The sequence below is a fragment of the Bradyrhizobium sp. BR 1432 genome (assembly GCF_051547705.1).
Taxonomy (GTDB): Bacteria; Pseudomonadota; Alphaproteobacteria; order Rhizobiales; family Xanthobacteraceae; genus Bradyrhizobium; species Bradyrhizobium zhanjiangense.
In genome coordinates, this window is record NZ_JBPUGF010000003.1 from 2173721 (window position 1) to 2196808 (window position 23088).

The 23088-nt window shown below is 63.9% G+C and carries 21 protein-coding genes, 1 tRNA gene and 1 pseudogene; 7 read left to right on the forward strand and 16 right to left on the reverse strand.

From position 1 onward, the window contains the following. Window positions 1-97 precede the first annotated feature (97 nt). The 4 genes from ACSKB8_RS10365 to ACSKB8_RS10380 all read left to right on the forward strand — a co-directional run bounded on the left by ACSKB8_RS10365 (window position 98) and on the right by ACSKB8_RS10380 (window position 2414). A complete protein-coding gene (locus ACSKB8_RS10365) occupies window positions 98-715 on the forward strand; it encodes a hypothetical protein (protein ID WP_370990819.1) in 618 nt (205 codons plus the stop codon). Then, complete coding sequence (locus ACSKB8_RS10370; protein ID WP_176946122.1) at window positions 702-1076, forward strand: transcriptional regulator; 375 nt, start codon at window positions 702-704, stop codon at window positions 1074-1076. The genes ACSKB8_RS10365 and ACSKB8_RS10370 overlap by 14 nt, the downstream gene beginning before the upstream one ends. Before the next feature lie 27 nt (window positions 1077-1103). Further along, window positions 1104-1844, forward strand: a complete 741-nt coding sequence (locus ACSKB8_RS10375; protein ID WP_091898445.1) for a di-trans,poly-cis-decaprenylcistransferase — start codon at window positions 1104-1106, stop codon at window positions 1842-1844. Window positions 1845-1928: 84 nt separating this feature from the next. Then, complete coding sequence (locus tag ACSKB8_RS10380) at window positions 1929-2414, forward strand: Crp/Fnr family transcriptional regulator (RefSeq protein ID WP_438103898.1); 486 nt, start codon at window positions 1929-1931, stop codon at window positions 2412-2414. On the opposite strand, the gene ACSKB8_RS10385 is transcribed toward ACSKB8_RS10380, so the two are convergent. Then, window positions 2353-3180, reverse strand: coding sequence for a metallophosphoesterase family protein (locus ACSKB8_RS10385; RefSeq protein ID WP_438103900.1), 828 nt, complete (start codon window positions 3178-3180; stop codon window positions 2353-2355). The two genes, ACSKB8_RS10380 and ACSKB8_RS10385, sit on opposite strands and share 62 nt — an antisense overlap. Window positions 3181-3343: 163 nt before the next feature. Between ACSKB8_RS10385 and ACSKB8_RS10390 the strand changes: the two genes are divergently transcribed. Beyond that, window positions 3344-4030: a DNA-3-methyladenine glycosylase I gene (locus ACSKB8_RS10390; RefSeq protein WP_438103902.1), complete on the forward strand. Its 687-nt coding sequence runs from the start codon at window positions 3344-3346 to the stop codon at window positions 4028-4030. Between the two features lie 218 nt (window positions 4031-4248). Continuing rightward, window positions 4249-4542, forward strand: a complete 294-nt coding sequence (locus ACSKB8_RS10395; protein WP_091898453.1) for a hypothetical protein — start codon at window positions 4249-4251, stop codon at window positions 4540-4542. Between the two features lie 88 nt (window positions 4543-4630). Here the strand turns inward: ACSKB8_RS10395 and ACSKB8_RS10400 are convergent, their stop codons facing one another. The 3 genes from ACSKB8_RS10400 to dinB all read right to left on the reverse strand — a co-directional run bounded on the left by ACSKB8_RS10400 (window position 4631) and on the right by dinB (window position 7750). After that, the gene (locus ACSKB8_RS10400) at window positions 4631-4981 is read right to left on the reverse strand and encodes a hypothetical protein (protein ID WP_438103904.1); all 351 of its coding nucleotides are present in this window, start codon (window positions 4979-4981) and stop codon (window positions 4631-4633) included. 143 nt (window positions 4982-5124) lie between these two features. Next, complete coding sequence (locus ACSKB8_RS10405; RefSeq protein WP_438103906.1) at window positions 5125-6543, reverse strand: sensor histidine kinase; 1419 nt, start codon at window positions 6541-6543, stop codon at window positions 5125-5127. A gap of 106 nt (window positions 6544-6649) precedes the next feature. After that, entirely contained in the window at window positions 6650-7750 is a 1101-nt protein-coding gene (dinB, locus tag ACSKB8_RS10410) for a DNA polymerase IV (RefSeq protein ID WP_438103908.1), read from the reverse strand. Window positions 7751-7925: 175 nt separating this feature from the next. Between dinB and ACSKB8_RS10415 the strand changes: the two genes are divergently transcribed. Next, window positions 7926-8342: a cupin domain-containing protein gene (locus ACSKB8_RS10415; protein WP_438103910.1), complete on the forward strand. Its 417-nt coding sequence runs from the start codon at window positions 7926-7928 to the stop codon at window positions 8340-8342. 72 nt (window positions 8343-8414) lie between these two features. Here the strand turns inward: ACSKB8_RS10415 and ACSKB8_RS10420 are convergent, their stop codons facing one another. The 12 genes and pseudogenes from ACSKB8_RS10420 to ACSKB8_RS10475 form a co-directional block, all read right to left on the reverse strand. Beyond that, window positions 8415-9248, reverse strand: coding sequence for an alpha/beta fold hydrolase (locus ACSKB8_RS10420; protein WP_438103912.1), 834 nt, complete (start codon window positions 9246-9248; stop codon window positions 8415-8417). A gap of 207 nt (window positions 9249-9455) precedes the next feature. After that, window positions 9456-9818: a DUF305 domain-containing protein gene (locus tag ACSKB8_RS10425; protein ID WP_438103913.1), complete on the reverse strand. Its 363-nt coding sequence runs from the start codon at window positions 9816-9818 to the stop codon at window positions 9456-9458. A gap of 107 nt (window positions 9819-9925) precedes the next feature. Beyond that, window positions 9926-10002 (reverse strand) — tRNA-Arg (locus ACSKB8_RS10430). Between the two features lie 163 nt (window positions 10003-10165). After that, entirely contained in the window at window positions 10166-11221 is a 1056-nt protein-coding gene (locus ACSKB8_RS10435) for a sensor domain-containing diguanylate cyclase (protein ID WP_438103915.1), read from the reverse strand. Further along, window positions 11221-14308: pseudogene (locus ACSKB8_RS10440) on the reverse strand (bifunctional diguanylate cyclase/phosphodiesterase). Before ACSKB8_RS10440 ends, ACSKB8_RS10435 begins: the two are co-directional and overlap by 1 nt. Window positions 14309-14478: 170 nt before the next feature. Next, window positions 14479-15564, reverse strand: a complete 1086-nt coding sequence (locus ACSKB8_RS10445; RefSeq protein ID WP_438103917.1) for a branched-chain amino acid ABC transporter permease — start codon at window positions 15562-15564, stop codon at window positions 14479-14481. Continuing rightward, a complete protein-coding gene (locus ACSKB8_RS10450) occupies window positions 15561-16571 on the reverse strand; it encodes a branched-chain amino acid ABC transporter permease (RefSeq protein WP_438103919.1) in 1011 nt (336 codons plus the stop codon). The genes ACSKB8_RS10445 and ACSKB8_RS10450 overlap by 4 nt, the downstream gene beginning before the upstream one ends. Next, window positions 16568-17290 (reverse strand): branched-chain amino acid ABC transporter ATP-binding protein, encoded by a 723-nt coding sequence (locus ACSKB8_RS10455; protein WP_438103920.1) that lies wholly within the window; start codon window positions 17288-17290, stop codon window positions 16568-16570. Before ACSKB8_RS10455 ends, ACSKB8_RS10450 begins: the two co-directional genes overlap by 4 nt. Next, window positions 17287-18063 carry an ABC transporter ATP-binding protein gene (locus ACSKB8_RS10460; protein ID WP_438103922.1) on the reverse strand — a complete coding sequence of 259 codons (777 nt, stop codon included), beginning with the start codon at window positions 18061-18063 and terminating at the stop codon, window positions 17287-17289. The genes ACSKB8_RS10455 and ACSKB8_RS10460 overlap by 4 nt, the downstream gene beginning before the upstream one ends. Before the next feature lie 155 nt (window positions 18064-18218). Next, window positions 18219-19403 (reverse strand): substrate-binding domain-containing protein, encoded by a 1185-nt coding sequence (locus ACSKB8_RS10465; protein ID WP_438103924.1) that lies wholly within the window; start codon window positions 19401-19403, stop codon window positions 18219-18221. A gap of 107 nt (window positions 19404-19510) precedes the next feature. Further along, entirely contained in the window at window positions 19511-21547 is a 2037-nt protein-coding gene (locus tag ACSKB8_RS10470; protein WP_438103926.1) for an acyl CoA:acetate/3-ketoacid CoA transferase, read from the reverse strand. 108 nt (window positions 21548-21655) lie between these two features. Then, window positions 21656-22966: an MFS transporter gene (locus ACSKB8_RS10475; RefSeq protein ID WP_438103928.1), complete on the reverse strand. Its 1311-nt coding sequence runs from the start codon at window positions 22964-22966 to the stop codon at window positions 21656-21658. Window positions 22967-23088 lie beyond the last annotated feature (122 nt).

Sequence of the window (23088 nt, forward strand, 5' to 3'; positions counted from 1 at the left end):
ATCCGGGCTTGCCTTTACTCTGCACTGCTATATACTTTGCAATACAAAGTAACAGGGCTCTGGGTAGCAGGGGCGGAACGAGGTTTTGGCGTTGCCAATGCGCGATCTCGACAAGGCGCTGGCCGACATCGTGACGATCCGCAGCCAGATCGCGGCGGGCACCGCGTTCCGCGGCTACGGCCCGGCGACAATGGCCGCGACAGGTGCCGTCGCGCTCATCACCGCGGTTCTGCAATTCTGGTTGCTCGGCGATCCCACCAGCGAGCCGCTCGACTTCTTCATCGGCTGGTTCATCGCCGCGGTGCTCTCCGGCCTGATCATCGGGATCGAGATGCGCGCGCGCTCGCGCCGCCATCATTCCGGCCTCGCCGATGCCATGATCCACCAGGCGGTCGAGCATTTCCTGCCCGCAGGCGTCGCCGGTGTGCTGCTTGCGGTGGTGATGTGGAAATTTGCGGCGGAAACGCTGTGGCTGTTGCCCGGCTTGTGGCAGATCCTGGTGTCGCTCGGCATCTTCGCCTCCGTCCGCTCGCTGCCGCGCACCGTCGCGCTCGCCGGCGCCTGGTATTTCGTTTCAGGCTTTGCAGTGGTGGTGCACGCCAGCCAAACTCACACGCTATCGCCATGGACCATGGGTCTGCCCTTCGTGATCGGGCAGTCGGTGATGGCGGCCATTCTGTATGTCGCGTCCGGAGACCATGATGTCGAAGTCTGACAGCGCGCCGTTCTCCTACGAAGGGCTCGATCGCGTCATCCACGAGAAGGCGAGGCTCGGCCTGCTGACCTCGTTGATGGCGCATCCCAAAGGGCTGGCATTCGCCGACCTCAAGCAGCTCTGCGGCCTCACCGACGGCAATCTCAGCCGGCATCTTGCCGTGCTCCAGGAGGCCGGCCTCGTCGAGGTGACCAAGGGTTATGAGGGCAATCGCCCGCACACGACCTGTCGCCTCACCAAGTCCGGCCGCCGCCGTTTCCTCGACTATCTCGCCGTGCTCGAACGCCTCGTGCGCGATGCCGCCAAGGCCGCCGGCCGCGAGGCGCCGCCGCTCGGACGCCTCGGTTTCGCTTCGACCTGAACCCCCTTTTTGACCGGAGACTTTGTAATGCAAAGTAACCCTGTGTCCTGCGACGACAAGCTTCACGTCGGCATCATCATGGACGGCAATGGCAGATGGGCGACGCGGCGCGGCCTGTCGCGCCTGCGCGGCCACGAGGCCGGCGTCGAGACGATCCGACGCATCGTCGAGGCCGCGCCCAAACAGGGCATCGGCACGCTGACGCTCTATGCCTTCTCCACCGACAATTGGCGCAGGCCCAAGGCCGAGGTCGCCGCGCTGATGACGCTGCTGCGCTTCTACCTTTCCAATGAAGTGCAGAGCCTGGTCAAGAACGGCGTGCGCCTCACCGTGATCGGCCGCCGCGACCGCCTGCCCGACGGCATCGCCAGCGCGATCGCGCGCGCCGAAGAGGCGACCGCCCAAGGCAGCACGCTGCATTTGCGCATCGCCGTCGATTATTCCGCGCGCGACGCCATCCTCAATGCCGCGGCGAAGGCAGCGGCGCTGACCAGCCTCACCCGCGAAGCGTTCTCGCAACTCGTCACCGGCGAGGCGGGCCTGCGCGACGTCGATCTCATCATCCGCACCTCGGGCGAGAAGCGGCTGTCGGACTTTCTGCTCTGGGAAGGCGCCTATGCCGAGCTGCATTTCACCGAGCGGATGTGGCCTGAATTCGATGCCGGCGATCTCGCCGAGGCGCTCGCCGCCTTCCATGGTCGCGAACGCCGTTTCGGCGGCCTCCAGGCGATCATGCCCGAGGAGGTGCCTGCGCTCTCACGAGCGTGACGCCCGGCCTTCACTTGCTGTAATCTTGAGCAAGCGTAGGGCGCGGATCATGCTCTACTGTCGCCGTGAGGGGAGCCTTTGGCGATGCGCGCAGTTCTGGATTATTGCAGCGGCGGGACGGAGCGGCAGGTCAAAGCCGGTACCGTGGTGATCACCGAGGGCGGCACCAGCGGCCATCTCTACGTGCTGATGCAGGGCAAGCTCGAGGTGCTCAAGGGCGAGATGGTGGTTGCCACCGTCACCGAGCCGGGCGCTGTGCTCGGCGAAATGTCGGTGCTGCTGGGCCAGCCGCATACCGCGACGGTGCGGGCCTGCTCCGATGTGGTCATCTACGAATTCGAAGATGCCGCCTCGCTTCTCGAGCAGCAGCCCGGCATGGCGCTTCTGATCGCGAAGATGCTGGCCCAGCGGCTCAACGCCGCCAACACCTATCTCGCCGACCTCAAGCGGCAATATGCCGACCATGGCTCCCATCTGGCCATGGTCGGCGAGGTGCTGCAGAGCATGATCAACCTACCGCCGCAGGAGGTCTCGCCAGGCTCGGATCGGCAATCCGATCCAACGATCTAAGCCAGTCCGGCGGATTCTCAATCGGAGCGGCGGGTCGCTTCAGCGGCGCGCTCAGGTCGATCCATTGCGCTTCCCCGGCCGCAAGCCAGAACGCCTTGTCCGCATCGAAGTCGAGCACGATGTAGGTCGGCGGCCGGCCCGGCTGCAGGCCGGTGTTGAAGACCCAGCTCTCGCCCAGCCGGTCGAACCAGGAGCCATCCTTGATGAACGGCGACTGATGCACATGGCCGGAGATCACCATCGCCGGCTGATACTGCATGATCCATTGCACCAGCTCGACGTCGCCGAAGAAGCGCTTGCCGCCCAGCTTCGTCGGCGATTCTGTCGGCGGCGCATGGTGCACCCAGATCCAGCGCCGCGGGCGATTGGCGGCGGCATCACGGAGCTGCTCGACGAGGCGCTGCTTGACCACCGGTCCATCCCACCATGGGCACACCGTGAACAAGGTACCGCCGATGCTGAGGCCGTCGCCGTCGCAGGCAATCCCAAGCTCTCGTACCTCCGAGATCCAGCGCGAGATCTTCTCGCCGTCTGCATTGCGTTCATCGAGGTCGTGATTGCCGGAGCAGAGGATCACGCGGGTCTTGGCGCCGAGCAGCGCGAGGTACTTCTTCACCACCACGATCTGCGCGCGGAAATCAACCATCGAGCCGATGTCGAGCGCATCGCCCGCGAAGATCACGAGGTCGAACTGCGGAGCCGCGCTGACCAGCCAGTCGAGCTGCGGCAGCGAATAATGCAGGTCGGCCACGACCAGGCAGCGCATCAAAATCCGTCCGCGGGAAATTGAAAAATGTCATGAAATTCCGAATGTCACGAAGCAAGAAGCAGGCCAGCACGGCTGCTCCTTCTGATCAATCCGCGCAGCGGGCTGGACCGGATCATCGAATTCTGATCTCGTGGCGCACCCTTCAACCGCTCGTGTCCGCATGACCCCCTTCAAGACCATTCGTGCCCGCGCCGAGAAACGCAAGGGCGGGCCCAAGGCGCTGGAGAAGCTGATGCCTAACAAGCCAGACCTCAAGCGGCTGGCGAAGCTCGGCGACGACCGCATCCTCGCCGAGATGACGAAGCGGGTGTTTTGCGCCGGCTTTGCCTGGAGCGTGATCGAGACGAAATGGGACGGTTTCGAAGACGCCTTCCTGCATTTCCAGCCGGCCAAGCTCAGCTTCCAGCCCGAGGAGTATTGGGAAGCCCTGCTGCGCGATGCACGCATCGTACGCAACGGCGCCAAGATCATGTCGGTGCGCGACAATGCCGCTTTCGTGCAGGAGATCGCGAAGGAACACGGCAGCTTCGGCAAGTTTCTGGCGAAATGGCCATCGTCCGACGAGATCGGGCTGCTCGATCTCCTCGCCAAGCGCGGCAGCCGGTTAGGCGGCAACACCGGCCAGATGCTGCTGCGCTTCGTCGGCTGGGACGGTTTTGTGACCTCCAAGGACGTGGTGGCTTGCCTGCGCGATGCGGGTCTCGACATTGCCGAAGAGGTGAAGTCGAAGCGCGATCTCGCCAAAGTGCAGGCGCAATTCAACGCCTGGTCCGAGGAGACCGGCCTGCCCTACACGTATCTGTCACGCATCTGCGCATTGTCGATCGGTGAGGACAGGAGCGAGTAGCAGGCCAATAGAAGGCCATTGGCCGCCGGATCGTGGACATCCTGTGGCGATCCCGTGCCATGAGCGCGGCAGAGGCAGCGCTCGATCACGAAATACATTTCTAAGGAACATTTGTGCGCAGCACTTGTTCGGAGTTTGAGCCAGGCGGCACACCGGCGCAGGGAACGTCCGCTCTGGCTCAGCTCAATGAAACCCGACGTGACAGAACGGAGCAGCTCATGAAGCTCACATCCGAACAAGTGAAGCAGACTGTCAACCAACTCGGTGCTCAGGTGCTGCCCGACGAACATCCCGCCATGCCGCAGCTTAACAGCATGTTCGGTGAGCACACCTTCTTCGTCGACGAGATGGGCCTCAAAGTTCTCGAGCCCACACCGTCGCTCGGTACCGATCGCGAGAGCGGCGAAGTCGTCAGCCTCGCCGATTGGGGCGATTCCGACCTGACCCGCCTGATGGCGCACGAGCCGGAACCGACCGGCGTGATCGTGGTGTTCGAGCATGTGAGGCATTGATCGGCCCGAGCGGGACATTTTGAGACACGTGCGCCGCGGTCGGCGAACTACGGTTCGCTGCTGTGGCGCACGGCTTTAGCGTGCCCGGTCACGTGGCAATCAGCTCCGTTGTCTTGCCAACGCGTGTCTTGTCAACAAGTGTCTTGCCAACGAGCTTGGTGCCGATCGTGTCATCCGCCACGGACGCTGCGTGCGTAGCGCCGCGACAGGCCGGAAACAGCGCGATGATCGTGAGCGAGACCGCATACGAAAGGCAGAAGCAGGCTGCCAAATCGGGAATCTCGCCGATCGAACGCGCCAGCAGCCAGCGATGCAGCAGACACACAGTCACGACTGAAGCGAGGGCACCGGCGAGATGAGGCCCGACGACTTTCAAGAGGTCTCGATGACGCACCGGGCCGCTTCGCCCAATCAGCCACCACAGGATGGGCGTGCGCACGCTTGCGCCCGCGGGTTTTCGTGAGAGAGATTGCGAAAGGACCGGGCTGGAGCTGCAGAGAGGTTGACCGCATAAAGGTCCACCTGGCTCACTCATTGGGAACCGCGCGCAATAGCGTCAGGCCTCGAGACTTCGCTGTTCTCTTACACTGTTGCTTCAGCGGGAATCTCGATGGCGATCTGAGTTCCCGGACCCGCCTTGCTCTCGAGTCGCAGCCGACCGTTGAGCGATGAGACAACCAAATTGAACGCGATGTGGAGCCCGAGGCCGGCATTGCCACGCTCCCGACTGGTCGTAACGAACGGATCGAAGATGTGCGCTTGCAATGGCTCGGGGATTCCGACGCCTTCATCGGCACAGACCAGGCGGACTGATCTCGGGTCCGGTTGGCTCACTGTGATGACAAACCTGCCGCCGCTTTTGTCAGGATAGGCGTGCCCGGCAGTGTTGAGCGCGAGATTGCTGATCACCTGAGCAAGCGCTCCGGGATAGCTGTTGAGCGTGATTCCCGCCGGGCATTGTACGTCGACCGCCAGGCCGTGGTGCGACAGCAGCGGTCCAAGCTTGGACGTCAACTCCGACAGCCAATCCCTGAGCTCGAACGTGCGCCGGTCCTCATCGGCCTGATGGACGGCGACCTGCCTGAAACTATGCACCATCTCGGATGCGCGGTGCAGGTTGTCGAAGGTCAGGTTGAGCCCCTGCTTGAGCCGGTCAATCCCCTTCGTAAGATCGGATCGCCGGACCGACGTTCCGCCCAATGCGTCAGCCATTGCTTGTAGATCAGTCTGCATGGCTGTCGAGGTCGTCAAGGCGAGGCCAAGCGGGGTGCTGACCTCGTGAGCGACGCCTGCCACCAATTGCCCGAGTGAGGCGAGCTTTTCTGCCTGCACGAGGTGCTCCTGGGTCGCGCGGAGATCGCGGAGCGATTTCTCCGAGCGTTCTTTTTCCCGTTGCAGCGCCTCGGACGTTCGGAATTGCTTTCGCGCCCGGTACTCGCGCGCAGCCACGGCATAGAGCGACAATGCGTAGGCGTTTCCGACGAGAGAATGATTGATGAATCGCAGGCCCGTTGGCATGGTCAGCGCGAACGTCTCGGCGACCAGCAGCGCTACCCACGACAGCAGGCAGAAAATCGCCAGCGAGCCGATCCGCAATGGCAGCATGGTCGAGACGAACAGGATGATCATCATCATGCCCGGAGCGGCAAACGTGAAGCCTGACGGCAGCACGAGATAAATGCTCGGCAGGATGCAGCCGGGAATGACGCAGTAGACGAGGAAAATCGTCTCTGCCCATGGCTTCATCCATCGCCGGGACAGCAGCGCGGTCAGCGGGAGCAGCACGAACAGGGCAGTGCCACCGCGGATTGCAAGGGTGGTCGGAACGACTTCGGGATAGAGCACCCAATCCCAGATGGTGTAGCCGGCATAGGTGGCGGCACCGAGCAGCATCGCGATCTGCGTCCACCCGAGACTGCCTCGGACGTACTGATCGACAAACCGCCGCTCCTCGATGCGGTCTTCGAAGCGCAGTCCGAGGCGTATCAATAAGGCAAGCATCCCAACATCAATCGCGAAAAGGCGTGTTTTGATGTCTCTACGACAGGTTTGGCGCCGCGTCGCGGATAAAGATGTCGCGTTCGCCCCAGGGGCCCACCGGTCGCGTTCAAATACCCAATGTCAGCTGAGGCTCCGAATCGCCGCCGACCTGGAGCGAAGACAGCGAGACCCCCAGCAGCCTGACGCGCTTGGGCAGCGGCATCTCGGCTTCGAGCAGGCCGCAAGCCAGCCGTTCCAAATCGTCCCGTCCTGCAACCGCCGCTGCGACGGACCTGCTGCGCGTGATGATCTCGAAGTCGGCAAACTTGATCTTCAGGGTGACGGTGCGGCCGCGGTTGCCGGTCGCCTCGCAATGCCGCCAGACCTTGTCGACGAGCGGTTTGAGCTCGACGGCCAGCGCCTCGAACTCGGTGAGATCGGTTGAGAACGTGTTCTCCGCGCCAATCGACTTTCGGATCCGGTTGGCCCGGACCGGACGTTCGTCGACACCGCGCGAGATCCAGTAGTAATAGGCGCCCGACTTGCCGAAATTCGCATTCATGAACTCCAGCGTCTGGTTGCGAATGTCGAGACCGGTGAACATGCCGAGCGCGTTCATCTTCGCGCTCGTCGCCGGGCCTATTCCGTGGAACTTGCCGACGGGCAGCGTCTCGACGAAAGCGGGGCCCATTTCCGGCGAGATCACGAACTGACCGTTGGGCTTGCGATGATCGGAGGCGAGCTTTGCCAGAAACTTGTTGTAGGAGATGCCCGCCGAAGCATTGAGGCCCGTCTCGGCCTTGATCTTCTCGCGGATGCGCAGGGCGATGTCCCGCGCCAGCGGGATGCCTTGTAGGTTTTCCGTCACGTCGAGATAGGCCTCGTCGAGCGACAATGGCTCGATTATGGGCGTATGCTCGGCAAAGATGTCGCGAATCTGCCGGCTGATTGCCTTGTAGACCTCGAAGCGCGGCTTGACGAAGATCAGATCGGGACACTGCCGCTTCGCAGTCACGGATGGCATGGCAGAGCGAACACCGAACTTGCGTGCTTCATAGCTGGCGGCCGCGACCACGCCGCGTTCCGCAGAGCCTCCGACTGCGACCGGCTTTCCGCGCAGGTCCGGATTATCGCGCTGCTCCACGGACGCATAGAAAGCATCCATGTCGATATGGATGATCTTGCGGACGGGCGAGGCTTCGCCGGTCACCGTGTCGGATTCGCTCATGGAGGGATGATACAATCGAGCGAAGCGAAGCGCGAGGTGGCCCGTGCCCACGCTTCAATGGACCGCCTTCGAACGTGCCGCATGATGCATTTCTGCGGGCCGTTCTGGCAGATTTGCGGCTGCCGTGCGCGGAGCCGGTTTGCTAGCCTCGGTCCGGCCATCAAGGGAGGCAGATATGCACGAGAAATGCAGCGTCGAGACCATGATTGCAGGCCTGACCGTTGGCTTGACACGCAGCGCCCAAGACAGCGGAATGGCCAAGCTGACGCCGCTCCATCGCGAGGTCGTCAGCGGCATGCCGAGCCTTCCGGAGCAGGAGGTGCGGGTGCTTTTCGCTACGCTGTTGCCGGGCGACGTCACCCCGTATCACTCGCACCGGTTTCCGGTGACCGTGTATATGTTGGAGGGCACGTTCACACTGGCTCTGGACGGCCGGGAACCGATAGCGATCGAGGCAGGACAGGTGTTCGTTGAACCGGTCGGTATCAATATGACCGGGTTCAACAAGGGCGACGTGCCAGCGCGCATGGCGTTGTTCTACGTGTGCGAGCCCAGTGCGCCGTTTGCCGATACGGCAGGTGCCGGAAGCTGACCTGCGGCACACGCAAAGAACGCGATTCAGAACAAACAGGTCTTTAAAACAAGCGCTTTCGCCGCGATGCGGTTAGCTCCTCGGGTCCAGCCGGCCCCAAAAGTCAAGGGCCGCGGCGACGATCGCCTCCGGCGCGTCCTCCTGGACGAGGTGCTTCGCATCGGGAATGACTGTGAACGAAGAGTCCGGAATGCGTCGGGCGAGTTCCTTGCCATCCACCAATGGAATGAACTCGTCCTCCTCGCCCCACAGAATGGCGACGGGGCACCGGATCTCGCCGTACCGCCCTTCCACCTCTTGCGAATATTTGTCGTCCATCTGTGCGATCTGTCGCCAGAAGGCGTTCTGCCCCTCGCCGCCAAGCCATGGCTCTATGTAAGCCCGCATGTCCTCCTCGCGCAGGCGGTACTTCACCGCGGCGCTTATGTAGGCGCGCAGAATCGCCTCGTGCACGTAGGCTGGCAATCCGGAGAACACACCCGGGTGCGCCTTTGCTGCCTGGACGAGAACCGAGCCTTGCGGGCTGATCGCGACGGGATCAATCAGCATGAGGCTGCGGTACTCGACGCCGTCCAGTAGATGCGCGCGCAGCGCGGCCGAACCGCCGAAGTCGTGGGCAATAATGTCTGGCCGGTCGATGCTCCAGTGACCCGCGAGAGCGGCGAGCAGGCCGTTCTGGGCTTCGTGGAGGACGTCCGCATCTGGCTTGGCCGATTGGCCGTAGCCCAAAAGGTCGTAGTAGAAAACGCGCCGGTGCCGAGCGAGCCAGGGCACAATCCGACGCCATTCACGCGAGGAGAAGGGCGAGCCATGCACGACAACGGCCGGCCGCCCCTCGCCCGCAACGCCCCAGGCGATGCTCTGTCCCTCAAATGAGAACCGATCCCGTAAGTCCCATCGCGCCATTGCCGTCCTTTCGAATCCAGGAGTCACCGCGATTCAGGTAACGCTGCGGCCAGAGTGCCGAGGTCAGTTCTGATGTGGGCGAGCACAACCTCGATAAGGAACATGGAGCGGGTTGCCACTCCGCTTAGAGAACATATCGACATCGCGATGTGTTCCACGGTTCAGCGCGCCGAGCACAGGGCGAAGGAACTCGCGGCGATGGGCAGATTAGCGCGAGCTGCTTTGCGCTGATTTCTGCTCGCGGTTGAGCAAGTCCTTCATCTGGGCAATCTCAGAAAGCTGGCTTTCGGTGATGCTGCTGCAGAGCTTCTTGATGCGGTCGTCGGCAAGATTGGCTTTGCGGCACATGAGTACGGCGCCTGAGTGATGGGGAATCATAACACAGCGCACTACGGCACCACGCGCGCGGCGCATTCGATGCTGGGCTACTTGGGCGGCTTCATCGGGCAGCGGGCGATTGGTTGGGTTCTTGACTGGCGCGGCGGATGCTCTGCGACAGGTGGGCGAGTGTGATCTCGTTAGTGGCTTGCGGGGATCGCGGTTAACCGATGCAACGATGGAGGCGGACATCAACTCGATGGTCGTCGAAAGAGCCTAATTCCATTGATTTGCTTACCCATCGCTTACGCAAGCGAAGAGATCGAACGGCCGAACGGCCCCTAACCAATTGAATTTATTGGCGCACCCGACACGATTCGAACGTGTGACCTTTGCCTTCGGAGGGCAACGCTCTATCCAGCTGAGCTACGGGTGCTAGTCGAGGCTTCATGTAGCCGATTGGCGAGGGGCGGGCAACCGGTTCTCACCGGCTCGCGCTCGAAGCGCTTTCGAGCGAAGTGGATCCGGTTCGGGTAAAGAAAACGCGTCAAAACAAGCATCTAGAGCCCCGTTCCGATTCCATCGAAACGGAAATGGCTCTAGGCCGATTTGCGCCGGACAGGGGCCGGAACCGCTGCGGCCTCCCGGCCGAGGGCGGCGAACTCGGCCAGCACCCGTTCGGCGCAGATGATGCGGTTGCGGCCGAGCCGTTTGGCCACATAGAGCGCCTCGTCGGCCGCGCCGAGCAGCCGGTCGGGACCGCCATCGGCGCCACTGGGAATGTGGCTTGCGACGCCGACGCTGAGGGTGACGTGGTCGCCGGCGCCGATGGCACCGTGGGCGATCTGCAAGGCCATGACGGCGCAGCGGATCTCCTCAGCGACGACGCAGGCGGTATCGCAATCCATGTCCGGCAGGATCAGCGCGAACTCCTCGCCACCATAGCGGCTGGCGAGGTCGAGCGGGCGCATTGCGTGCCGGCTGACGGCAGCGGCGACCGCGCGCAGGCATTCGTCGCCGCTCTGGTGGCCGTGCCGGTCGTTGAAGAGCTTGAAATGGTCGACGTCGACGAACAGCAGCGCCACCGGCTTCTGCGTGCGCTGGGCGCGCGCCCATTCGCTCATCAGCATCTGGTCGAAGGCGCGGCGGTTCGACAGGCCGGTCAGCCCGTCCTTGGTGGCGAGCTCCTTCAGCGCCATCTCGGCGCGCTTCTGGTCGGTGAGGTCGCGCAGCGTCTCCACCACGGCGATCAGCTGGCCGGCCTCGTCGTGGATCGGGCCGGCGTCGATGGCGAGATAGAGCTGGCTGCCGAGCTTCGGCATCACGCACCAGTTCTCGGCGCTGAAGCCGAGGCCGTTATGGCCGCGCGCGGCATATTCCGAATAGTACTCCGGAAGCTGCTCTGGGCGGTCCAGTGCGACGAGGTCGGCGAGGCAGGGGCGCTTGGTCTCGTAGAAGGCCCGCCAGTGCTTATTGGTGCCGATCACCTCCGAGGCGGTCACGCCGGTCAGCCGCTCGCAGGCTTTGTTCCAGATCACGACGCGGCGCTTCGGGTCGATCACGAAGGTCGGCACCACCAGATGCTGCATCAGCCGCACGGCGTAGGAATCGGCGACATCGACGGTCTTGGCCGGAGGCTTGCCTGGCTTCGCCATCAGGCCACCGCCGCCACCGGCAAGATTCCGGGCAAGCCATCGCCGCCGAACAGCTTTCGCATGTCCGCGGCCGGCTTCGGCGCGCTGAACAGATAACCCTGCATCTCCGTGCAGCCGAGGTTGCGCAGCATCTCGCGCTGGGCCTCGGTCTCGACGCCCTCGGCGACCGTGGTCATGCTGCTGGCGGCGGCGATGTTGACCACGGCCTGCACGATGACAGGCGCGCCGTTCGTCTCCGCGATGTCGGCGACGAAGCAGCGATCGATCTTGATCTTGTCGAACGGGAAGCGCTTCGGATCAGCTGAGCGAGGAGTAGCCGGTGCCGAAATCGTCGAGCGCGATGCGCACGCCGATGGCGCGGAGCTGGTGCAGGATCGAGAGCGCCGCCTCGTCGTCGCGGATCAGCACGGCCTCGGTGATCTCAAGCTCGAGCCGGCGCGGGTCGAGCCCGGAGGCGGCGAGCGCGCCGGCGATCCGCAAGGCCAGCGTGTCGCATTTGAGCTGCACCGGCGAGACGTTGACCGCAACGCGGACATGCGCAGGCCAGGTCGCGGCCTCGTTGCAGGCCATGCGCAGCACCCAGTCGCCGAGCTCGTTGATCAGGCCGGTGTCTTCGGCGACCGGAATGAACTCCGCCGGCGACACCATGCCGCGCTCGGGATGGCGCCAGCGCAGCAGCGCCTCGCAGCCGGAGACCTCGCCCGAGCGCAGATCGACCAGCGGTTGGTAGTGAATCTCGAAGCCGCCGTTGACCAGGGCCTGGCGCAGATCCTGCTCCATGGCCAGGCGCGCCTTGGCGCAGGCGTCCATCGCCGGCTCGAAGAAGCGGTGGGTGCGGCGCCCTTCGGCCTTGGCGCCGTACATCGCGAGGTCGGCATTCTTGATGAGCTGATCGAGATCGGAGCCGTCCTGCGGCGCCAGCGCGATCCCGACGCTCGCGTCGGTGGAGAGCTGATGGCCGAGACAGTGATAGGGCTGCCGGATCGCTTCGTAGATCCGCGTCACGAACGACACCACGTCGGCCGAGGACTGGATCCCGGTCTGGATGACCGCGAATTCGTCGCCGCCGAGCCGCGCGATCAGGTCGCCCTGATTGAGGCAGCCGCGCAGACGGGCCGCGATCGCCTTCAACAGCTCGTCGCCGACATGGTGGCCGAGCGAATCGTTGATGCCCTTGAATTCGTCGACGTCGATGTAAAGCAGCGCGAACTGCCCGCCGCTGGCGACCTTCGCCAGCTCGCGTTCGATCTGCTCGCGGAACAGGGTGCGGTTCGGCAGGTCGGTCAGCGCATCGTAGTGCGCCATATGCGCGATCTTCTCGTGGGCGCGCCGCCGCTCGGTGACGTCATCGACGACGTGGATGAGATAGCGCGGCTCGCCGGCCTTGTCGCGGAGGCCGATCCGGGTCGAGGTGATGTAGCGCAGACCCATGGCCTGGGTCTGCCAGGGATGCTCGTCCTTGAAGAGCCCCTTGAGAGATTGCAGTGCCTTGTTGTCGTCCTCGGTTACCACCGTCGCTGACGGCGTCGGGAAGATGTCGAAGGCGGTCTTGCCGACGACGTCCTCGCGTGACTGGCCGAATTGCTGCTCGGCGACGCCGTTGATCAGCAGATACTGCCGCGTGCGCGCGTCCTTCACCGTGATCTGCGAGGGGATGTGGTCGATGATCTCGCGCAGGAAAGTGTGGTTGCGGTCGCGCTCCTGCTCCAGGTTACGGCGCTCGGTGATGTCTTCGATCGTGGCGACCCAGCCGCCCTGCGCGAGCGGGGTGTTGATGACGTGGAAGGCGCGGCCATTGGCCAGCTGATGAGTTCTCGTGGAGACCGTGCCTTCGGCGACGATCCGCATGACGTCGGCGCAAAATTCCTCGACATTGCCGTCGAACGCGCCACGCTCCTTGCGATGGTACATCGCCTCGTTGATGTGACAGCCGGGCTTGATGACATCGTGGGAGAGACCGAACATGTCAGCGTAGCGGCGGTTGCAAATGACGATGTATCCGGCGGCATCGTACAGGATCAGCCCCTGCGACATGTTGTTGAGGGCGGTATCGAGCCGCCGCCGCTCCGCCTCGATTCGCTCCTGGGCCTCGCGATTCTGCCGGTTGATCTGTCGGATGATCAGATAGAGGATCAGCGCGATCACGGCTGCCGAGACGCCAGCCGTAGCGACCAGGAAGCCGGTCTGCTGCCTCCAGTCCGCGAGCGCAGCCGACATGGTATTGGTCGCGATGATAACCAGGGGAAAATGATTCAGGGACGCGGCCGAGCCGAGCCGCTCCTCGCCGTCGAGCGGACTCCGGACGCGGAGCGTGTGCTGCCCGCCCTTAGTCAGCACCTTCTGCATCAGCGGCGCATTCTTGAAGCTTCGTCCGATCATCTCTTCGAGATGCGGATAGCGCGCCAGCATCTTGCCTTCGCGATCGAACAGCGAGATCGCCGTGCCCTCGGCAAGCGCGACGGACGCGAAATATTGCTGGTAGCTGTCCGGATCGATCCGCCGGACCATCGCGCCGAGGAATCCTCCGTCGGCGCCGTTCAGCCGGCGCGCGACGATCGTGGTCCATTTGTCGATGATGAAACTGCGGACGGATTCCAGGATGACCGGCTCGGCCATCGGATCCGATTTGAACGTCTGGAAGTAAGCGCGCGAGGAGATGTTGATCTTCGGCAGCGGCTGGGCCCGCGACCAGTTGATCAGCTCGCCGTCGGCGTCGTAGATCGCGATGTCGCCGAGATAAGAGACGGAGCTGATCTTGCTGCGCAGCATCTGGTTGATCGCGAGCCCGGACATGCGCTCGCGAAACATCGCGGGCGAAGTGATCTCCGGCAGGTTCATCTGCCCGATCACATCGGCGGCGACGACGTCGGAATCTTCAAATTGCTGATCAAAGTGCCGCGCGATCAGCTGCACCGTGTTTTCCAGCTCGCGCTCGCGGTTGGCGAGGGTCCGCTCACGGAATTCGCCGATGGCCATGGCCGTCACGGTGAAAATGCCCGCGACCAGCAACACGCCGCACAGGGTCAGCCACAGCACCGGCCCGCGCCGAATCGCTGCCTCCCAGCCGTTCTTCGCGGCTAGGGACATTCCGGCTGCGATCCCTGACAAGACGTGGCGCATTCCCCCTCCCTGGAAGGGCAGGAATACACCACACAAATGGCCTAAACCTTCAGGAAAGCCAGTTACCTGGGCATTAATCCCATTGCGAGATCGCATCCACATGCAGCGAACCGGCGCGCTGCATCATTAATCTTCGCTTAATGCGAGGCGCCGGCGCTCTTGCCGCCGCCGGCCTTGCGCAGCCGTCCGACCACGCCGGTCGGGAAGAAGTAAACGCTGGCGATGAACAGCAGCCCGAGCCACAGCAGCCAGCGGTCGGGATGCAACAGGCCCGGCAGCAGCGGCAGGCCGGCTTCCGACGCCGCCGTGGACGCGACGCCCATCAGCGACTGCAGATAGTTCTGGGCGAGGATGAAGATGGTGGCGCCGATGATCGCGCCGTAGATCGTGCCCATGCCGCCGATCACGACCATCAGCAGGATATCCAGCATGATCGAGAAGCTGAGCGAGGTATCGGGCCCGGCATAACGCAGCCACAGCGCATTCAGGATGCCGGCGCTCGCGGCGACCAGCGCCGCAAGGCAGTTGGCGTAGGTCAAATGGAAGACGGTGCGGAAGCCGAGCGCCTCGGCGCGGAAACGATTCTCGCGGATCGCCTGGAGCACGCGTCCGAACGGCGAGTTCACCACCCGCAGCAGAGCCAGGATCATCAGGGCGGAGATGGCGAACACCAGGTAGAAGGTGAGGATGCGGCCGTTGATCTCGAAGCCGAACAGGCTTTTGGAGACCAGCACCGTGCCGGGCCGCAGCAGCTCGGGCAGCTGGAAACTGCGCCCATCCTCGCCGCCGGTCAGCCAGGAGAGCTGCGAGGCCAGCACCTGGAAGGCGGAAGCGACCGCGAGCGTGATCATGGCAAAGAAGATCGCGGCGACGCGCAGCGAGAACAGCCCGATCGCGAGCGCGAGCAGAGCCGCGAGCGGCAGGCCGATGACGATGCCGGTTGCGACCGCGGCCCAGTTCGGGCCCATCCCGTACAGCGCGATCGCGATCGCGTAGCTGCCGATGCCGTAAAACATGGTGTGGGCGAACGACACCGAGCCGGTATAGCCGAGCAGCAGGTCGTAGGACGCGACCAGGGCGGCGAAGACGCAGATCTTGGCCGCGACGTTCAGCGCCTTGGCGCCCGGGAACAGGAACGGCGTCGCCGCCAGCGCCAGGATGATGAGGACGAGAACAAGCGTGAGGACACGGCTGCGCGGCGGGTCGCCGGAGAGGATCATCATCGGCTGGTCACCGCATAGAGGCCGCGCGGCCGCCACATCAGAATGGCGACCATCAGCAGGATGTTGGAGACGAGGGCGAGTTTCGGCACCAGGAAGCCGCCGTAATTGGCAACCATGGCCACGAGGACGGCGCCGATGAAGCAGCCGCCGATCGACCCGAGCCCGCCGATGATGACGACGATGAAGATCAGCACGGTGAGGTCGTCGCTCATGGAGGCGTGAACCTGCTCGCGATAGAGCGCCCACATCACGCCGCCGAGGCCCGCGAGTGCCGATCCCGTCATGAACACGCCGAGGAATAGCCGGCGGATGCGATAGCCGAGCGCCTCGACCATCTCACGGTTCTCGACGCCGGCGCGGATCAGGAGGCCAAGCTTGGTGCGGTTGAGCACGAGTTGGATCGCGATGAAGACGGCGAGGCCGATCAGCATCGCCAGCACGCGGTACTTGGCGATCGCGACGTCGCCGAGGATGAAGGACCCGCGCAGCGAAGTCGGCAGAGGCATCGGGATGATCTGCGGTCCCCACAGCGCATAGAGCGTCTGCTCGGCGACGATCAGGCCGCCCGTCGTCATCAGGATCTGCTTCAGATGCTGGCCGTAAACGGGCAGGATCAGCACGCGCTCGACGATCAGGCCGAGCGCGCCTGATACCGCCATCGACAGCAGCGCTGCCGGCGCCAGCACCGCCAGGTTCACCCACAGCGAATCGGCCTGGATCGAGGCCGCAAACGGCGCCAGCACCAGGGTCGCGACATAGGCGCCGACCGCGATGAAGGCGCCGTGGCCGAAATCGAGCACGTCCATCAGGCCGAACACCAGGGTCAGACCGGAGGCCATGATGAAGATCATCATGCCCATGGCGAGGCTCGCGGCGGTCAGCGTCAGCCACGAACTGGTCGAGCCGATCAGCGGGATCATGAGAAGCGCGAGCGCGACCGGCAGCAGGATCGGCGCGATGTCGCGCTTCGGCTTCGGCAGCGGATCATTTGCGGCGAGTTCAGTCACTGATGCGCCTCCAGGCTCAGGCCGAGCAGTCGCTCTTGCAGCGGCACGTCGGCCGCCAGCGCCGCCATCTCGCCGCGATGGACGATGGTGCCGTTGTCCATCACCAGCACGTTGTCGCCGAGCTCGCGGGCGGCAAAGAAATTCTGCTCGACCAGAAGGATGGTCGCGCCCTTGCGCTTGATCTCCTTCAGACACTCGATCAGCGCCATCACGATGGCGGGCGCGAGGCCCTTGGTCGGCTCGTCGATCAAAAGCAGCTTGCGCGGCTCGATGATGGCGCGCGCGATGGACAACATCTGCTTCTGCCCGCCCGAGAGGCTTCCCGCCCGCGACAGCCAGAATCGGCGCAGCGCCGGGAAGAAGCCAAAAATCCAGTCGAGCTGGGCATCGTCCAGCGGCCCGTCGCGCGCCGCCAGCACCAAATTCTCCTTCACCGTGAGGTCGGAGAACACCGCCATGCTCTCCGGCACGTAGCCGACGCCGAGCCGCGCGATGTCCGGCGTGGCGCGACTCTCGATGCGCTCGCCGGCGAGGCTGATCTCGCCGTGCGAGGCCTGCCAGAGGCCCATGATGGTGCGCAGCGTCGTGGTCTTGCCGGCGCCGTTGCGGCCGAGCAGCATCGTGGTCTGCCCCTGCGGAACTGCGAGATCGATGCCCTGGAGGATGTGATAGCGGCCGATATGGGTGTGCACGCCGGAGAGCTTTAAAAGGTCGGTCATGCCGCACTCCCTGCAGCGGTCTTGGGCGCTACGCCGAGATAGGCCTCCTGCACGATTGGCGAGGCGATCACTTCGGCAGGCGGGCCGTCCGCAACCAGCTGGCCGTTATGCAGCACGATGATGCGGTCGGCGAGCGAGCGCACCACGTCCATCTTGTGCTCGACGAGCAGGATGATCTTGCTCCGGTCCTGCTTGAGCTGCGCGATCAGGTTGAGGACCACAGGCACCTCGTCGATGCTCATGCCGGCGGTCGGCTCGTCGAACATGAAGACATCAGGTTCCAGCGCGATCATCAGCGCGACTTCGAGCTTGCGCTGGTCGCCATGCGACAGCGCGGTCGCGGCGACGCCGCGCCGACTGCCGAGCGCGACCTGGTCGAGGATGTTGTCTGCGCGGGCAATCAGGTCGCGGCGGACCATCCAGGGCCGCAGCATGTCGTAATGGGTGCCGTTCGCCGCCTGCACCGCGAGGCGGACGTTCTCCTCCACGGTGAGGTTCGGGAAAAGATTCGTGAGCTGGAACGCGCGCCCGAGGCCTGCGCGGGTGCGCATCGGCGCGGACTGCCCCGTGATGTCGGTGCCGTCGAACAGGATGCTGCCGCTGGATGCACGCAACTGACCCGAGATCAGATTGAAATAGGTGGTCTTGCCGGCGCCGTTCGGCCCGACGATGGCCGTGAGCTCGCCCGGGCGGAACGTGCAGGTGACGTTGTTGACCGCGACATGGCCGCCAAAGCGGATGGTGAGGTCGCGGGTTTCGAGGGTCAGGGCCATTCTAGCAAACCGCGTTGGTCCATCGGTACACCTCTCCCCGGAGGGGAGAGGTCGATTTGCGCAGCAAATCGGGTGAGGGGCTCAGGTCCCACGAGAGAGCGGACCCCTCACCCGTGCCTTCGGCGCGACCTCTCCCTTTGGGAGAGGTGAAGCACTCACCGCTTGTTGCGAACCGGCACGTCCATGTCCTCGATCTTCAGCTCACGCACCGGCTCAAGCACGGCCCAGGCGACGTTCGGGTCGACCTTGACCTTGAAGTGATACATGCTCTGCAGCGCCTGATGGTCCTCCTTGCGGAACACCATCTTGCCCTTCGGCGTGTCGAACTCCAGGCCTTCCATCGCCGTGATCAGCTTCTCGGTGTCGGTCGACTTCGCCTTGGTGACGGCGGCGACGACGGACATCGCGGCGGCAAAGCCGCCCGCGGTGAAGAAGTCCGGCGGCGCGTTGAAGCGCTTCTGGTGCTCGGCGACCAGCCAGTCGTTCACCGGATTCTTCGGGATCGCATAGAAATAGTACGTCGCGCCTTCCATGCCGGGCAGGCCCTTATAGGCGGCGAGCGCCGGCAGGATGTTGCCACCGGTGGACAGCTCGATGCCGTAGCGCTTCGGATCCATGTCCTGGAGCTTGGCCAGCGGATTGCCGGCGCCGGCCCAGATCACCCAGATCACCTTGCGGCCCGGCTTGTCCTTCAGCGCGTTGAACAGGCGCTGGCCGACGGCGGTGAAGTCCGTTGTGTTGGTCGGAGCATATTCCTCGGCGGCGAGCGTCGCGCCGGTCTTGGCGAGCGCCTCCTTGAAGGCGGCGACGCCGTCACGGCCGAAGGCGTAGTCCTGCGCCAGCGTCGCGACGGTGACGCCCTGCTTGCCGATCGCGACGGCGTTGGAGATCGCGTCCTGCGAGGAGTTGCGCGCCGTGCGGAAGATGTAGCGATTCCACTTCTCGCCGGTAATCTGATCCGCGACCGCGGGCTCGACGATCAGGATCTTCTTGTTCTCCTCGGCGACGGGGAGAATGGCGAGCGCCGCGGCCGACGAGGTCGTGCCGATCGCGATGTCGGCCTTATCGTCCTGATAGGCTTCCGAGAGCGCAGCCTTGGCCAGGTCCGGCTTGCCCTGGTCGTCCTTGGTGATGACGACGATCTTGCGGCCGTCGAGCGTCATGGTGCCCTTGGTGGCGTATTCAAAGCCCATTTTCAGGCCGGTCTCGGTCTGCTTGGCATAGGCCTCGAGCGGACCGGTCTTGCCGTAGATCAGCGCGATCTTGAGATCGTCGGCCCGTGCGGACGCGCCCGCGGCGAGCGCGAGGATGGTTGTTGTTATGATGAGTGATCGACGCACGATGGTCCCTCCTGATTTAAAGCTTCTGGCAACAGCGATTTGCACAACACTACGAACATTGCAATTGAACCTTCCGGCGAAGCGGATTTGGCGCATACGAGCATGCATCATTTTTGGGCCTGCTGCATGGCGTGCGCTGCGCCGGCTCCTTCGACCTGCCGCCGATCGGACTGCGCTTCGTCCGCGCTCTCGAAAATATGCGGCGCAACGCCGCGCTTCTCCAGGGCTTCGCCGAGCTTGATGCGCAGGAAGCCCGACGTGGTGTAGCGCGACACGCCGGAATAGAAGCGATCGACCAGGCTGCGGACCATGGCCGAATAATCGTCCATCAGCTCCGGCAGGATGGAAAAATTGTCATAATTGACGATGGCGTAGACGCGGCGCCCGAGCGGGGCGAGCCTCGCCTCGACGATGGAGGCGATGGTGTCGATCTCGGCCTTGCTGCGCAGCGGGTAGCGCTCCAGATTGACGAAGAACAAATTCTGCTGCTCGTCCAGCGTGAAGCGCTGGTCGAGCGGGATGGTGAGCAGGCGCTCGCGCAGGTCCATGAGATCTTCGCGGAAGATGCGGCCGTCCATCAGAGCAGGATCGCGCGGGATCAGCGGCTTGAAATCCATCAGGCGCAGGATGTCGCGCTCGATGTCGATGCCGGGCGCAACTTCCGTCAGCTCGAGGCCATCAGGCCTGAGCTCGAACACGCAGCGCTCGGTGACGTACAGCGTGCGCTGCTTGCGCGCGGCGGCAAACGGGCCGCTGAAGGTGACGTGCTCGACGCTATCGACGAACTTGCGCGACTTGGCTTCGTCAAGGATGACGAGCTTGCCGTCGTTCACCGCGATGCGCTGCTTGCCCGCACCGAAGGTGCCGACGAAGATGACCTCCTTGGCATTCTGGCTGATATTGATGAAGCCGCCGGCACCCGCGAGTTTCGGCCCGAACTTGCTGACATTGAGGTTGCCGGCACGATCGACCTGGGCGAGGCCGAGGAAGGCGGCATCCAAGCCGCCGCCGTCGTAGAAGTCGAACTGATAGGGCTGGTCGATCACCGCCTGCGTGTTGATCGCCGCGCCGAAATCGATGCCGCTCGCCGGAATGCCGCCGATCACGCCCGGCTCCGCCGTCAGCGTGATCAAATCGATGATCCGCTCCTCGTTGGCGACCGAGGCAATCCCTTCGGGCATGCCGATGCCGAGATTGACGACGCTGTTGGCCTTCAATTCGAGCGCGGCGCGCCGGGCGATGATCTTGCGCTCGCTGACCGGCATCACCGGCAGCGAGGCGGCACGGACGCGGATCTCGCTCGAGAAGGCCGGATTGTATGGCGTGCCGAAGGTCTGCCAATGGTTCTCCGGCCTCGCCACGACGACGCAGTCAACGAGAATGCCGGGAATCTTCACTTGGCGTGGATTGAGACTGCCGGCCTCGGCGACGCGCTCGACCTGGGCAATGACGATGCCGCCCGAATTATGCGCGGCCATGGCGATGGCCAGCGCCTCCAGCGTCAGCGCCTCCTTCTCCATCGTGAGGTTGCCGTCGGGATCGCCGGTGGTGGCGCGGATGATTCCGACATTGATCGGAAACGTCCTGTAGAGCAGGCACTCCTCGCCGCGCAGTGTGATCAGCTCCACCATGTCCTCGGTGGTGCGCGCATTCAGCTTGCCGCCGCCGTGTCGGGGATCGACGAAGGTGCCCATGCCGACGCGGGTGATGTGGCCGGGCCGCCGCGCCGCGATGTCGCGGAACAGATGGGTGATGACGCCCTGCGGCAGGTTATAGGCCTCGATCTGGCCCGCGATCGCAAGCTGCTGCAGCTTCGGCGCAAGGCCCCAATGCCCGCCTATCACGCGGCGGACCAGGCCCTCATGCGCGAAATGATTGAGGCCGCGATGCTTGCCGTCGCCCTGGCCGGCGGCATAGACCAGCGTCAGATTGCGCGGCTTGCCTTGCGTATAGGGCGCATCGCCCTCGTTGGAGAGATAGAGCTCCTCCAGTGCGATCGCGATCTCCTCGGCAAAGCCGATGCCGACGAAGCCCCCGGTCGCCACCGTATCGCCGTCGCGGATCAGCATGACCGCCTCGGCTGCGGTGACGATCTTGCCCTTCTCGGAATTGCGCAGGTAAGGCAGAGCTGGGTGCTGGCTCACGGCGTTCCTCCCGATCGTTTCGACCGCATGCCGTTGGTGCCTGATCCTATCGCGAGAAGCAGCCCTGGAACAGGCTGCTCCTCGCGCTGGAAGGCCTGATCGGGACACTCAGCCCTGAACTATCTTGCGCGTTTCGGTGGCAAAGTAGACCGACACGACAGTGATGAGCGCCAGCGCGATCATGTAGAGCGAAATCGGCCAGGTCGCCGGCGCGTACGCCGTCATCAATCCCGTCGCGATCAGCGGCGACAGCGCGCCGGCGAAGATCGAGGCGAGGTTGTAGCCGAGCGAGACGCCGCTATAGCGCACCTTGGTGCCGAACAGCTCCGACAGGAAGCTCGCCTGCGGGCCATACATCGCGGCGTGCCCGACGGCGAGGCCCAGCACGATCGCGATCCAGGCATATTGCGGGTTCTTGGTCGCCAGCAGCATGAACAGCGGGAACGACATCAGCGCCGAGAACACCGCGCCGAAGATGTAGATCGGCCGCCGCCCGACGCGGTCGGAGAGCGCGCCGAACGTCGGAATGGTGAAGGTCTCGATCGCCGCGCCTATCAAGACGCCGTTGAGCATGTCCTGCTTGTTCATGCCGAGCGATTGCGTGGCATAAGCGAGCACGAAGGTTGCGTAGATGTAGAAGAAGCCGTTCTCGGCAAAGCGCGCGCCCATCGCCAGCAGGATGTTCTTGGGATACATCCGGATCGCGTCGACGATCGGCATTTTCACTTCCTGCTTGGTATCCTTGACCTTCTGGAACTCCGGCGATTCCGCGATGGTGAAGCGGATCCACAGGCCGACCAGCACCAGCGCGATCGAGAACAGAAACGGGATACGCCAGCCCCAGGCATAGAGCTGCGCGTCGGTCAGCATCGAGGACACCACCGAGAACACCAGCGTGCCGAGCACGAGGCCGAGCGGTGCGCCGAGTTGTGGCCAGCTGCCGTAGAAGCCCTTTTTGTCGGCGGGCGCATGCTCGACCGCCATCAGCACCGCGCCGCCCCATTCGCCCCCTAAGCCAAAGCCCTGGATCAGGCGGCAGGTGACGAGCAGGATCGCAGCCCAGATGCCGGCGGTCTCGTAGGTCGGCAGGAAGCCGATCGCCGCAGTGGCGGCGCCCATTATCAACAGCGTTAGATAAAGCATGGTCTTGCGGCCGATCTTGTCGCCGTAATGGCCGAACACGACGCCGCCGAGCGGGCGCGCGATGAAGCCGAGCGCATAGGTCGCGAACGCCAGCAACGTTCCCATCATCGGGTCGAAGGTCGGAAAGAACAGCTTGTTGAAGATCAGCGCCGCGGCGGTGCCGTAGAGGAAGAAGTCGTACCACTCGATGGCCGTGCCGATCAGGCTCGCGGTGGCGACGGTGACGTGCGAGGGCTGTTTGGCCTGAAGCTGATGGACCGAGATCGCTTCACTCATCTTGCGTCCTCCCTGGTTGCGAATGCGCGTGTGCAGCACGCGTCATTGTGCAAGAGCGAAGAGCAAGGTCCGCGCCAGATGGCGTCAATTGGTGCAAATGGGCGAAACCCCAGCAATTTCAG